Here is a 13069-nt window from a genome sequence, read left to right as displayed (position 1 = left end):
TTTCTATTTGTATGATGTATTACATATTTGATGGTCAGATTAGTAACCCATATTGTCGGTGCGCTCAATGTCCAGTGAATTTATATTGATGTAAAAAGTTATTGCTTGCGTCATTCGCGTCTATTCAAACAGTAACCATGATTTGGTTTCATTTGATAATGCAGCTACGGGTTAGGCCCGTTAAAGAAACAATTACTGGATCAATAATATAATAGGTAATAAATATATGTTCCCGAAAATCAAGACTATGCGTGTTATACCCGTAGCGGGCCTTGACGGCTTTTTGCTAAACCTCAGCGGCGGTCATGCACCTTGGTTTATTCGCTGTGTGGTTATCCTTGAGGATGATGCCGGTAACCAAGGCGTTGGTGAGATTCCGTCCAGCGGTGGAATTCTTAAGGGATTGGAGCAGTGCCGTGAGCTGGTGGAAGGCTCGAAAATCAATAACATCAAGCACACCCTCAATCAGGTTCGCCTGCGGTTAGCCCAGAACGGGCGCGAAGAACGGGGGCGTCAGACGTTTGATTTGCGTGTAGCGGTGCATGTCATCACGGGGATTGAATCGGCGCTATTAGACCTCTATGGGCAGGCACTGCAACTGCCCGTCGCCGATCTGCTGGGGCAGTACGGTCGTCAGCGTGATGAAGTCGAGGCATTGGGCTACCTGTTTTTATTGGGAGACCCGGCCAAGACAGACCTGCCGTATCCTAAAGCGCATAACCCTCAAGATACCTGGGACGAAATACGCTACCAAGAAGCACTGACACCCGAAGCCGTGGCGAACTTAGCCAAAGCCGCCTATGAGCGGTATGGGTTTAAAGACTTTAAATTAAAAGGCGGAGTATTACGTGGCGAAGACGAAGCCGATTGCATTCGCGCGCTCCATGATGCATTCCCCGATGCGCGACTAACGCTTGATCCCAACGGTGCCTGGAAGCTTGATGAAGCGGTACGAGTGCTGGAGCCTATCAAACACCTGCTCAGCTACGCTGAAGACCCCTGTGGCCAAGAAGAGGGCTACTCTGGGCGCGAGACGATGGCCGAGTTTAAGAAGCGCACTGGCCTGCCTACGGCTACCAATATGATTGCGACAGATTTTAAACAGCTGCAGTACGCCGTCCAACTTAATTCCGTTGATATACCTTTGGCAGATTGTCATTTCTGGACCATGCAAGGTGCTGTCAAAGTGGGTGAGCTTTGCAATGAGTGGGGGATGACTTGGGGTTCTCACAGCAATAACCACTTCGATATTTCGCTCGCCATGATGACCCACGTTGCCGCTGCTTGCCCGGGCGAGATTACTGCGATTGATACTCATTGGATTTGGCAAGACGGCCAACGTATTACTAAAGAACCCCTACTCATTCGCGATGGCAAGCTGAAGGTGCCCACTACGCCAGGGCTAGGTGTTGAACTGGATAAAGAGAAACTTATGGAAGCGCACGCTCTTTATAAGTCGCTTGATACCACGCAGCGAAATGATGCCATGGCCATGCAGTTTCTAATACCTGGTTGGGAGTTTGATCCGAAGCAGCCTGCCTTGGTTCGTTAATCCTAGTAACTGCTACTTTGGTTTAAATTTTAACAGTTCTGCTTGCGCCACGCTTCAACGATACTTATCTTGATGGTTGTATGATGTATTACATAAGATGTTGGCCGGCTGATATCTGCTCACTCAATGGTCAACGCATTCACAAAGAGGGCGTAACGTGACGTTTTCAAGAGAAGCAGTAACCAAAGCCATCGGCGATGGCTTGCTATCGTTCCCCATCACGGACTTCGATAGTCAGGGCCGTTTTGATGAAGCGAGCTATCGCAAGCGGCTTGAGTGGTTCATTAGCCACGAGATTTCCGCGGTCTTTGTCGCGGGTGGTACAGGAGAGTTTTTCAGTCTTTCTCTAGAGGAATATCGCGAAATTGTTCGCGTGGCGGTCGAAGTGATTGACGGGCGCTTGCCGGTCATCGCCAGTGCTGGCTTAAGCGTAGAGACAGGCAAAGCCTTTGCAAAAGCGGCTGAAGAGGCGGGCGCCGATGGCATTCTGTTGATGCCGCCTTACCTTACCGAGTGCCCACAGGATGGCTTAGTGGAGTATGCACGCCAAATTTGTGATGCCACCTCTATCAACGTGATTTATTACAATCGTGGCAATGGCATTTTGAATGCCTCATCGGTTCAGCAACTCGCCGACCACTGCGCTAACTTGGTGGGGCTAAAAGATGGCAAAGGCGATATCCAAGCACTCAACAAGATCGTCAAAACTGTTGGCGACCGATTGGTGTATATCGGCGGCGTGCCCACGGCGGAAATTTTTGCTGAAGCTTACGTCTCCATTGGTGTGAATACTTACTCTTCTGCCGTTTTCAACTTCGTACCGGAAATGGCGGTAACGTTTTACAAGGAGTTACGCAAAGGCAATAAAGAAGTTGTGAAGCAGATCACCAATGACTTTTTTATTCCTTTCGTGGATCTCAGGGATCGAAAAGCAGGCTATGCCGTGAGCCTCATCAAAGCAGGTGCTGAAATTGTCGGCCGCCCTGCGGGCAGTGTCCGCGCACCGCTGGCTATGCCCACTAAAGATGAGTGCCAGCAGCTTGAAGCACTTATTGATGTAGCAAAGAAGTATTAATTCACTACTAACTATTACCAATAATAAGAGGACGTTAAACATGCGCACACACAATAACTGCATGAGCGACAGCGCCATGAAAACCAGCTCATTGAAAACTAGCTCTTTAAAAACCAGCTCTGTAAAAGCATTGCTGCCTACCGCTAGCATAATGGCACTCATCGCCTTTGCACTGCCTGCTCAAGCAGATAACTGGCGTGGTTGGAACATTCATCCTGACGGCTATCCTAATACGGTAGCGTTAGAAGAGTTTGCTGACGCGGTGGCGGAACAAACGGAAGGCCGCATTACTCCACGTGTTTATAACAATGCCGTGCTGGGTGACCAGTCAGACGCCATTGAGCAGACCCGTAACGGGGCATTGGATTTTGCCAACTTTAATATGGGTCCGATGGGGCCCATCGTGCCAGAAACCAACGTATTCTCGTTACCCTTCCTGTTCAATGACGTTGAACATATGCATACAGTAATGGACGGAGAAATTGGCGAGCGCTTTGCCGACGCTTTAGAAAACAAAGGATTGGTGGTTCTTTCATGGTTCGATTCGGGTGCTCGCAGCATTTATAACACCCAACGCCCTATTAAAACCCCTGAAGATGTTAAAGGCTTAAAGATTCGGGTAATGAATAACGATCTTTACGTCGATATGATCGCTGCTATGGGTGGTAATGCCACGCCGATGTCTTATGGTGAGGTGTATCAGAGCTTAACCACTGGCGTGCTTGATGGTGCTGAAAATAACTATCCCTCTTTTGAGTCAAGCAACCACTATGAAGCGACGGGCTACTACTCGTTAACCGAGCACTTAATTATTCCTGAGTGCTTGTGTGTGGCTAAATCAAGTTGGGAAAAACTCTCGCAAGAAGATCAGGACATTGTTCGTGAAGTAGCCGAAGAGGCTTCCAAACGTCAGCGTGAGCTATGGGTAGAAAGCTCAGAAGAGAGTCGTCAGATCGTCCTCGACCACGGCGTTGAAATTAATGAAGTGGACGATAAAGCCGCCTTCCAGGCGCTTATGGAACCCATGTATGAAGACTTCATCGCTAGTAATCCTGGCACAGGTGAGCTGATCGAGGAAATTCGCGCTACCGAGTAAACTTTGTCACCCACACGCTTCTGGCAGCTAATGCTGCCAGAAGTTGAAAAGGAAATGTGCCGTGAGTATCGAACTTGAATCGCAGGTCGATAAGGAAGACGCGGAAGAAGGCGGCTCGCTGAATCGAATCTTAGATGGTGTCGCCAGCTTATGTATTCTTATTGCGGGGATCTTATTAGTCACTCTTATTCTAATATTTGGGTGGTTAGTTTTCGGCCGGTATGTGCTGAATAATACGCCTACTTGGGTTGAGCAAGCCTCGTTAGTACTGGTTGTTTATATTACCTGCTTAGGCGCAGCGGCAGGGGTTAGGCACCATAGCCATCTGAATATTGATTTTATTCGTGAAAGCTTTGCTGGCCCATTGCGCGGTTTGATGCACCACCTTTCTGACCTTTTTATCTTCTTTTTTGGCGGTTTCATGGCTTTCCAAGGCTGGACGTTAGTGATGTCAAACTTGGAAAGGGCTATTCCCATGATAGGTCTATCTGAGAGTTGGCGGGCGGCTCCCCTGGTGATTTGTGGTGTGTTAATCATGCTTTTTGCAGCCGCTGATATAGCGCAGCGTTTAATGTCTCGAAAAGTTAAGAGGGTATAAACGATGGGTCTGATTATTCTTTTCGGGATCTTTTTCTTAGGCCTTATAGTCGGCGCACCGGTTGCTTTTGCTGTCGGATTGGCCGCCGTTGTGACCTTCCTTTATGAAGGGTTGCCTCTATTTGTTGCCTTTCAACGTATCCTATCCGGTATTTCCGTTTTTTCACTGCTTGCGATTCCCTTCTTCATCTTTGCTGGTGAGTTAATGATGCACGGCGGTATCTCCACTCGCCTTGTGCGCTTGGCTTCAGCGATGGTGGGCAAGGTGCGTGGCGGTTTGGGAATGGTGAACATTAGCTCTTCCATGCTCTTCGGAGGAATCTCTGGTTCGGCAGTGGCAGACACATCGGCGTTAGGTTCTATCCTTATCCCGGTGATGAAAGAGAAGGGGTATGACGCTGACTATGCCGTCAACGTGACCGTGACCTCATCAATCGCAGGCGTAGTGATACCCCCTAGCCATAACATGATTCTTTATGCAGTTGCGGCGGGTGGTGGTATCTCCGTTACCCAACTGTTTATCGCCGGTATTGTCCCAGGCATTTTGATGTGTATTAGCTTAGCCGTTGCAGCCTATATCGTGGCGGTTAAGCGTGGCTATAAAGGCGAAGCCTTTCCTGGTTGGAATGCGCTAATTATCAGCTTTTTTGCCTCCCTGCCTGGCCTGATGACCGCAGTGATTATCGTCGGCGGGGTGCTCTCGGGCATTCTAACCGTGACAGAATCCGGTGCCTTCGGGGCTATCTACGCGATTGTGGTGACCGGCCTAGTTTACCGTGAATTGACCTGGGCTTCTTTCAAAGCCGCTGTTGTTCAGTCGGTAAAAACCACCTCGCTAGTGATGATTTTAGTTGGGTGTGCATCGGCATTCTCTTACCTGCTGGCGCTCTACAATGTTCCGGAAATGCTGACGACAGGGCTGATGGCTATTTCCGATAAGCCGCTGGTTATTTTCCTTATGCTTAATATCATCCTGTTGATTTTAGGCATGATTATGGACATGGCGGCGTTAATCCTTATTTGCACGCCTATTTTTCTGCCGGTAGCCATGCAGTTCGGCATGGATCCTATACAGTTCGGCATTATTTTAATGATGAACCTGGGGCTAGGCCTGTGTACGCCACCCGTAGGTGCTTGTCTGTTTGTCGGTTGTGTGATTGGCAAAATTAAAATTGAGGAGGCGGTGCGCACAATCTGGCCGTTCTTCTTAGCGCTGTTTGTGGCCTTGATGCTGGTGACTTATGTACCTGCTATCTCTTTGACGCTGCCCAGCTTTTTCCAATAAGGGCGCTTTGAATAAAGCCGCGAAAAGGATACATCAATTATGAAAGTCGTCGCCGTAAACACCCATATACTCGATTACCAACTTGAGACAGCGTTTGAGAGTGCTTCCATGCACTTTTCGCGGCGTCAGCACTGCCTGGTCGAAATCGTCTGCGATGATGGCACCATCGGCTGGGGTGAGTGCTTAGGGCCGGCTAAGCCTAACGCAGCGATTGTGGAGGTCTACGCGCAATCGCTAGTCGGTGAAGATCCGCTGCAAACGGAAAAGATTTGGCTAACCCTTTATAACCGGTTGCGTGATCAAGGCCAGCGTGGCTTAACCGTGACGGCCTTGAGCGGTATTGATATTGCGCTGTGGGATATCAAAGGAAAGCACTTTGGCGTGCCGATCTCAACACTGCTGGGCGGGCGCTTCCGTGAGAGTGTACGTGCTTATGCAACCGGTTCGTTCGCCCGGGCAGGGGTTGATCGGGTAACCGATATTGCCACCGAAGTGGCAGGCTACCGCCGGGAAGGCTTTCACGCCGTCAAGATTAAAATCGGCTTCGATGTCGAGGAGGATCTGGAAGTGATTGCCTCCGTACGTGATGCCATTGGGCCGGATATGCGCATGATGATCGATGCCAATCACGGGTATGACTACCTGGAAGCCATTGAGCTAGGGCAGCGCGCCGCACCATTTGGTATCGACTGGTTTGAAGAGCCTGTGTTGCCAGAGCAAATTTCTACCTATGAAGCCGTTCGCGCTGGTCAGCCGATTCCCGTTGCCAGTGGTGAAAACTGGCACGGTCGCTATGCCATGCAGGCGCCGTTGTCCCGTCGTGCGGTAGATATCGTGCAACCGGATATTTGTGGCGTAGGTGGTTTTAGCGAAATGCGCCGGGTCGCTGATATGGCGGCCATGCACGGCGTGCGGTTGGTGCCCCACGTATGGGGCACCGCGGTGTGTCTGGCTGCCAGCCTACAGTTTATGGCTGCGCTACCGCCTAACCCGCCTCGTCGTAAGCCTATTGAACCTATTATGGAGTTCGACCGCACCGAAAACCCCTTCCGGCAAGCCGTCGTGCAAACGCCTCTTGAACATAGAAATGGGGTGGTGACGATTCCTGATGGCCCAGGGTTGGGGATTGAAATTAATCGCGACGCGCTGTCCAACTACGCGCTCAAGGAGAAGTAACATTGTCTATCCCAGTTAATACACGTCCGTTAACAGGATCACCTCCTGCATTAAAAGCGCCTGCAGGGGCAACTGACTGTCATGTTCACCTTTATCTACCCGGCTATGAAGCGCAGCCGGGTGGCCCCAAAATCCCTGAGCTGGCCACCGTTGTTGACTACCAAAAGCTGCAAAAGTGGCTCTCGCTAGAGCGTGTCGTGGTAACCCAGCCCAATGCCTACCAGTTTGATAATCGGGCGATTTTACAAGGCGTGGCGGAAATCGGGCAGGAGCGTGCCAGGGCGATCGTGGCGGTAGCGCCTGATGCCTCTGAATCAGAGATCGAAGCAATGCACATCCAAGGCGCTCGTGGCGCCAGAATTATGCAGCTACCCGGTGGTGCCGTGGGAATAGCGGGGCTGGCTGCGGTTGAGGAGCGAATACGTGCGTTTGGCTGGCACTTGATGGTGCAGTTTAATGGCCATGAGATAGACGATTACATGGCCACACTGAAAGCGATAAAAACTGATTACATCATCGATCATATCGGTAAATTTATGCCGCCTGTGGCCGCTGATGATGCTCGTGTCGACCAGATACTAAGCTTGCTGGATCGTGGTAATGCATGGATAAAAATTTGCGGCGGTTATGAAGCTAGCCTAAGCGGAGGGCCTGAGTACGACGATGTCGGCCCTATCGCTAAGCGGCTTATCCAGCATGCTCCTGATCGAGTGATCTGGGGCTCAAATTGGCCGCATGTTGGCGTACCCAGGGAGCAGTATCCTGATGATGCAGAACAGCTCGATGTCTTGCTGCATTGGGCAGATGAGGATACTCGCAAAAAGATCCTAGTGGATAACCCCGCCGCGCTATACGGCTTCTAAGACTGTCCATTATTTTATGAAATAGTAAGGAGTTACTATGTTAAATCGTATTCTAGTCACCGGCGCAGCCGGTGGCCTGGGCAAAAGCCTGCGGCCTCATCTATCCAAACTCGCCAAGCATGTTAGGCTCTCCGATATTGCTGATTTAGGCACTGCCGGTGAAGGCGAAGAGTTAGTTCAAGCAGATCTGAGTGATATGCAAGCCGTTGCTGATCTGGTTCGTGATTGCGACGGTATTGTTCATTTAGGCGGCATGTCGGTAGAGAGCCCTTGGGAATCGATTTTGCAGGCCAATATCATGGGGACTTACCACCTTTATGAAGCGGCCCGTAAACAAGGTAAACCGCGGATCGTGTTTGCCAGCTCCAACCACACCATCGGTTTTTATGAGCGTAGCCAACTGATTGACACGCAGGTAGTGCAAAAGCCTGACTCATTGTATGGCGTGTCAAAATGCTTTGGTGAAAACCTCGCTAGCCTATATCACGACAAATTTGGGGTAGAAACCCTGAGCGTTAGAATTGGCTCCTGCTTCGATAAGCCCGCCGATACCCGCATGATGGCCACTTGGTTGAGTCTGGCGGATTTCGTTAGCCTATTGCAGCGTGCTTTTGTAACACCGCGTTTAGGTTATACAGTGATCTATGGCGCGTCGGATAATGCTGAAAAGTGGTGGGACAATTCCCATGCCGGTTTCTTAGGCTGGGCACCTAAAGATAGCTCCGAGCCTTGGCGGGAAGAAACCGAGAAGCTTGATCGTGATATTGATGGCAACGATTTAGCCGTGCGCTATCAAGGTGGAAAATTCACCAAATCAGGTCACCCTGACGACGTTTGATGGCACTTAAAAGAGCAAGGTTGTACGATATAATACAACCTGGACTTTAACGAAGGATAGCTTTCATGGCCAAACCTAGCGCAACGGCATCTGCCCTAAAACCGCTTCAAGTAATTAAAGTGACGCAGCAGGGAAGCTTGTCCGTGCACGTGGCCGACCAATTGGAAGCATTGATCACTCAGGGAAAAGTCGCGGTGGGGGAGAAGCTACCTACTGAGAATAGCCTGTGTGACTCTTTTGGTGTTAGCCGCACAGTTATCCGTGAAGCGATTACTCACCTCAAATCCCTGGGGCTGGTGGAGACACGGCGAGGCGTAGGCACCTCGGTGCTGCGCTCATCCACAGTAGAGGCACGTCCTGCAGAGCGCATTAACCCTACGACTGTGGAAGATATCTTGCACCTGCTTGAACTGCGGCTAACCTTAGAGCCCGCGGCGGCTGAACTAGCTGCCTTACGGCATGACGATGAAGATCGTCAGCGGCTCGAAGCGCAACACCTTGCCTTTAGTAATGCGTATGCTGGAAAAACCCAAGCTCGTGAAGAGGATTATCAGTTTCACTTTGCGATTGCCACGGCGACCAAAAATCCTTTTTTCCAATCTTTTTACAAGCAGTGGAGTCAGAGCGTGATTCCCCGCGCCAAACTGCTAAGTATTGATATCAACCCGATCTCCTCTGAGCGCTATTTAGAGCGAGTTCAGGAAGAGCACACCTACATTCTCGAAGCTATTCTTTCCCGCGATGCGCAAGCTGCCCGCGAAACGATGTTTCAGCACCTTAACCGGGCCTATAACACGTATTCCCAGTATCTTGAAAAGTAGCATCGCGGCCAGTAGCAACGTGACGAGTGATGTTGCGACCAGTGATATCACTGACCATCTAAGGAGCGACGTATGACATTGCGAGGCGAAATGCTGATTGGTCAACAACCAGTGACCGGCACTCAAGCCAACATTCAAGCAGTTAACCCCGCCACCGGCGAAAAGCTTGAACCTATTTATGTCGGCGGCAACCGAGCCCACGTTGAGCAAGCCTGCGAGCTGGCTGAAACGGCCTATGCCACCTACCGTGAAACGTCGCCCGAAGAGCGCGCTACGTTTCTTGAAACCATCGCTAGCGAAATTGAAGCGATTGGCAGTGAGCTGATTGAGCGAGCTATGGCCGAAACTGGTCTGCCTCAAGCGCGTATCGAGGGCGAACGGGGTAGAACCTGCGGTCAACTGCGTTTATTCGCTTCAGTTGTACGTGCCGGTGAGTGGCTTGATGTTCGCATTGACCCGGCCATGCCGGATCGCCAGCCGCTGCCCCGCGCCGACCTGCGTCAGCGCCATATCGCCCTGGGCCCAGTCGCTGTATTCGGCGCCAGCAACTTTCCGCTAGCATTCTCGGTGGCAGGTGGTGATACCGCTTCAGCCCTGGCTGCTGGCTGCCCGGTCGTGGTTAAAGGTCACTCCGCGCACCCGGGTACCTCGGAGCTTGTGGGCAAGGCGATTCAAAAAGCGGTGAAAGCCTGTAACTTACCCGAGGGCGTGTTCTCGCTACTGTTTGGCGCTGGTAACGAAATCGGTCAGGCGCTGGTTGATGATCCGCGCATTCAAGCGGTGGGTTTCACCGGCTCGCGTAGCGGTGGTATGGCGCTGATGAAAACCGCCCAGGCACGTCCCCAGCCGATCCCGGTCTATGCTGAGATGAGCAGCATTAACCCTGTTTTCTTGCTACCAGCGGCCCTAAAAGCGCGTGGTAAAGAGTTGGGCGAAGCCTTTGTCGGTTCGCTCAATATGGGCGCGGGCCAGTTCTGCACCAACCCCGGGTTGGTGATCGCGGTAAAAGGCCCTGAATTGGACGCCTTCATTGAGGCGGCACGTGGTGCAGTGGAAGCCAGCAGTGCACAAACCATGCTGTCGCCAGGTATCCACCGTGCCTATCAAGAGGGTGTGACCAGCCTAAGCGGCGCAGCCGGGGCACGCGAAATTGCCCGCGGACAAACTGGCAGTGACTATCAGTGCCAAACGGGTTTGTTTGCTGCCTCAGCGAGCGATTTCCTCTCATCAAACGCGCTGCAAGCGGAAGTGTTTGGGGCCACCTCGCTGGTGGTTGAGTGCGAAGATGCGGCGGAAGTTAAACGCGTGGCTGAACAGCTAGAAGGCCAGCTCACCGCCACGCTGCATATGGACGACGCCGACCTGGATGCTGCTAAAGCGCTGATGCCTACGCTTGAGCGTAAAGCAGGACGTATTCTCGCCAATGGCTGGCCCACCGGTGTCGAGGTTTGCCATGCCATGGTACACGGCGGGCCGTTCCCGGCGACGTCTGATTCGCGCACCACCTCTGTCGGTTCGGCGGCCATTCACCGCTTCCTACGGCCGGTTTGTTACCAGTCCCTGCCTGAAGGCTTGCTGCCCGAGGCGCTTAAAGAGGGCAACCCGCTGAAAGTATCGCGGTTAGTTGACGGCAAACGCGAACTGTAAAAGATAACTTTCATATTGAAGTTCGAAAGCAGGCATTGAATGCCTGCTTTTTTTAGCGCGGTTTTAAAGTCAGTTTTAATAAAATTATCAATAAAAACAGTTTTTTAGGTGATTATATGAGTGATGATATTACTATTTCCCTACAACAAGCCGAAGCGTTGAGTCACAAGGTGCTCACCCATAACGGCTTTAGCCAGTCCCACGCTGACGCGATTACGCGTAGCGTCATGGCGGCCCAACGCGATGAGTGCCACTCCCACGGTTTATACCGGCTCATTGGCTGTGTCCAAACCGCCTTGAACGGCGGCGTTGATACCCAAGCCGAGCCGACCATCACTGACCAAGCCGCCAGTGTCGTCAAGGTTAATGCCAATAAGGGCTGCTCGCTGCTGTCGTTTGAAATGGGTAAGCCGCATTTGATTGAGAAAGCTAAACGCAGTGGAATTGCGGCGCTGGCGATTAACAACAGCTTTCACTTCTCCGCCCTGTGGCCCGAAGTGGAAGCGCTTTCAGTCGAAGGGCTGGTAGCGTTGGCCATGACGCCCAGCCACGCCTTTGTGGCTCCGGCGGGTGGTACTTCGCCGCTTTTTGGCACCAACCCCATCGCTTTCTCTTGGCCACGCCCAGGGAATACGCCCTATACGTTTGATTTTGCCACCAGTGTGGTCGCCCGTGGCGAGATAGAGCTACATCGGCGAGCAGGTAAGTCGATCCCCGAAGGGTGGGCGATTGATAGCGAGGGGAACTCGACGACGGATCCAGTGGCAGCCCTAGCTGGGGCTATGCTGCCCTTTGGTAGTTATAAAGGCTCCGCACTTTCCACCATGGTGGAGCTGTTGGCGGGCTCGCTGATTGGCGACTTGCTAGGCCATGAAACCCAAGCAGCGAATGCAGAGAAAACCGGCAAGCCTTTTCATGGCGAACTAATTATCGCGATGTCGCCTGAGGCGTTTCTAGGTAAGGACGCAGCGAGTCATCTCGAGCATGCTGAAGTCCTTTTTGAGGGCATCCTGGATCAAGGTGCGCGTTTGCCCTCCCAGCGCCGCTTTGAGGCAAGAGCGCGAAGCCAAGTCAATGGCCTTACTTTCCCCAAAGCGCTGTATGACGAGCTCAACGCACTGACTGTCCAATAACCGCGTTACCCATAATGGGATGAAGCAATCATGCTTGAAATATTAGCCATCACCACGCCGATTTTTTTAATTATCGGTATGGGCTTTGTGGCTATGCGCTTGAGGATCGTTAGCCGCGAGCAGATGCAGGGGGTTGGCAGCTTTGTGATGTACTTTGCGCTACCTGCGCTAGTGATCCGTGCCCTAACGCAAAACCCGCTTGAGGAGGTATTTAACGTCGATTATTTATTGGCCTATGGATTAGGCTCGGCGATCATCTTCTCGCTGGCTTTAGGGCTAGCCGTTTTTATCAAGAAAAAATCCCTGCAAAACGGCGCGATGTTTGCCCTGGGGATGTCGGCCTCCAATAGCGCTTTCACCGGCTATCCCGTCGCCGCAATGGTGTTGGGGCCACCGGCGGTTACCTTTATGACCTTAAGCATGATTATTGAAAATCTGCTGATCATACCCGCCGCGTTGATACTGGCGGAGATGGGGCGACAGTCGGGGTGCGGTCTTGCTCGCACGCTTAAGCAGACGGCTAGTCGGCTGATAGGAAATCCTGTCTTGATAGCCATTCTCATCGGTGTCGTGATCGCCATATCAGGCGTTAGTTTACCGGGCCCAGTAACCCAGTCGATTGATATGGTGGCCAACGCGGCAGGGCCAGCGGCGCTCTTTGTGATAGGGGGAGCGATCTACGGCCTTCGTGTACGCGGCGTTGTCATGGATGTCAGCCAAATTGTGGTGGGTAAACTCATTCTCCATCCATTGGCCATCGTGCTAGCCTTTTTAATCATGCCCACGTCAGATCCGCTGCTGCTTGCGGGAGCGATTCTTTTTGCTGCCGCCCCCATGGCGAGTATCTATCCGCTGTTAGGCCAGCGTTACGGCATGGCAGACGTGGCTGCAGGCGCTTTAATGGCCGCTACGCTGGCCTCCTTTGTGACGTTTAGCGTGGTGATTGGGTTGATGCGTTATTTCGGAGTGCTCTCATAGTGACTCGC

At 51.9% G+C, this 13069-nt stretch carries 12 protein-coding genes; all 12 read left to right on the top strand.

The genetic code is table 11. The annotated features are described in order from the left end of the window. Nucleotides 1-226 precede the first annotated feature (226 nt). The 12 genes from J7J49_RS15700 to J7J49_RS15645 all read left to right on the top strand — a co-directional run bounded on the left by J7J49_RS15700 (nt 227) and on the right by J7J49_RS15645 (nt 13061). The gene (locus J7J49_RS15700) at nt 227-1552 is read left to right on the top strand and encodes an enolase C-terminal domain-like protein (protein WP_215093899.1); all 1326 of its coding nucleotides are present in this window, start codon (nt 227-229) and stop codon (nt 1550-1552) included. A gap of 157 nt (nt 1553-1709) precedes the next feature. Then, nucleotides 1710-2627 carry a 5-dehydro-4-deoxyglucarate dehydratase gene (kdgD, locus tag J7J49_RS15695; protein WP_215093897.1) on the top strand — a complete coding sequence of 306 codons (918 nt, stop codon included), beginning with the start codon at nt 1710-1712 and terminating at the stop codon, nt 2625-2627. 61 nt (nt 2628-2688) lie between these two features. Continuing rightward, a complete protein-coding gene (locus J7J49_RS15690; RefSeq protein ID WP_215093934.1) occupies nt 2689-3723 on the top strand; it encodes a TRAP transporter substrate-binding protein in 1035 nt (344 codons plus the stop codon). 61 nt (nt 3724-3784) lie between these two features. Beyond that, nucleotides 3785-4321, top strand: coding sequence for a TRAP transporter small permease (locus tag J7J49_RS15685; protein WP_215093895.1), 537 nt, complete (start codon nt 3785-3787; stop codon nt 4319-4321). Between the two features lie 3 nt (nt 4322-4324). Beyond that, entirely contained in the window at nt 4325-5605 is a 1281-nt protein-coding gene (locus tag J7J49_RS15680; protein ID WP_215093893.1) for a TRAP transporter large permease, read from the top strand. A gap of 39 nt (nt 5606-5644) precedes the next feature. Next, nucleotides 5645-6781 carry a mandelate racemase/muconate lactonizing enzyme family protein gene (locus J7J49_RS15675; protein ID WP_215093891.1) on the top strand — a complete coding sequence of 379 codons (1137 nt, stop codon included), beginning with the start codon at nt 5645-5647 and terminating at the stop codon, nt 6779-6781. A gap of 2 nt (nt 6782-6783) precedes the next feature. After that, nucleotides 6784-7644: an amidohydrolase family protein gene (locus J7J49_RS15670; protein ID WP_215093889.1), complete on the top strand. Its 861-nt coding sequence runs from the start codon at nt 6784-6786 to the stop codon at nt 7642-7644. A gap of 37 nt (nt 7645-7681) precedes the next feature. Continuing rightward, complete coding sequence (locus tag J7J49_RS15665; RefSeq protein WP_215093887.1) at nt 7682-8482, top strand: NAD-dependent epimerase/dehydratase family protein; 801 nt, start codon at nt 7682-7684, stop codon at nt 8480-8482. A gap of 65 nt (nt 8483-8547) precedes the next feature. After that, the gene (locus J7J49_RS15660) at nt 8548-9303 is read left to right on the top strand and encodes a FadR/GntR family transcriptional regulator (protein ID WP_251048349.1); all 756 of its coding nucleotides are present in this window, start codon (nt 8548-8550) and stop codon (nt 9301-9303) included. Between the two features lie 72 nt (nt 9304-9375). Further along, a complete protein-coding gene (locus tag J7J49_RS15655; RefSeq protein WP_215093885.1) occupies nt 9376-10950 on the top strand; it encodes an aldehyde dehydrogenase (NADP(+)) in 1575 nt (524 codons plus the stop codon). 116 nt (nt 10951-11066) lie between these two features. Continuing rightward, nucleotides 11067-12083: an Ldh family oxidoreductase gene (locus J7J49_RS15650; protein ID WP_215093883.1), complete on the top strand. Its 1017-nt coding sequence runs from the start codon at nt 11067-11069 to the stop codon at nt 12081-12083. A 30-nt stretch (nt 12084-12113) separates the two neighbouring features. Then, the gene (locus J7J49_RS15645; RefSeq protein ID WP_215093881.1) at nt 12114-13061 is read left to right on the top strand and encodes an AEC family transporter; all 948 of its coding nucleotides are present in this window, start codon (nt 12114-12116) and stop codon (nt 13059-13061) included. The last annotated feature ends 8 nt before the right edge of the window (nt 13062-13069 follow it).

Source organism: Halomonas sp. ISL-56 (genome assembly GCF_018612805.1).
GTDB lineage: Bacteria > Pseudomonadota > Gammaproteobacteria > Pseudomonadales > Halomonadaceae > Vreelandella.
The sequence above is the reverse complement of the archived record's forward strand: the minus strand, read 5'-3'. Positions and strand labels throughout refer to the sequence as shown.

What these genes read in the sequence shown, in the direction of transcription:
- J7J49_RS15700 (WP_215093899.1), top strand. Translation starts at nt 227, where the DNA reads ATGTTCCCGAAAATCAAGACTATGCGTGTTATACCCGTAGCGGGCCTT.
- J7J49_RS15690 (WP_215093934.1), top strand. Translation starts at nt 2,689, where the DNA reads ATGAGCGACAGCGCCATGAAAACCAGCTCATTGAAAACTAGCTCTTTA.
- J7J49_RS15680 (WP_215093893.1), top strand. Translation starts at nt 4,325, where the DNA reads ATGGGTCTGATTATTCTTTTCGGGATCTTTTTCTTAGGCCTTATAGTC.
- J7J49_RS15675 (WP_215093891.1), top strand. Translation starts at nt 5,645, where the DNA reads ATGAAAGTCGTCGCCGTAAACACCCATATACTCGATTACCAACTTGAG.
- J7J49_RS15665 (WP_215093887.1), top strand. Translation starts at nt 7,682, where the DNA reads ATGTTAAATCGTATTCTAGTCACCGGCGCAGCCGGTGGCCTGGGCAAA.
- J7J49_RS15660 (WP_251048349.1), top strand. Translation starts at nt 8,548, where the DNA reads ATGGCCAAACCTAGCGCAACGGCATCTGCCCTAAAACCGCTTCAAGTA.
- J7J49_RS15655 (WP_215093885.1), top strand. Translation starts at nt 9,376, where the DNA reads ATGACATTGCGAGGCGAAATGCTGATTGGTCAACAACCAGTGACCGGC.
- J7J49_RS15650 (WP_215093883.1), top strand. Translation starts at nt 11,067, where the DNA reads ATGAGTGATGATATTACTATTTCCCTACAACAAGCCGAAGCGTTGAGT.
- J7J49_RS15645 (WP_215093881.1), top strand. Translation starts at nt 12,114, where the DNA reads ATGCTTGAAATATTAGCCATCACCACGCCGATTTTTTTAATTATCGGT.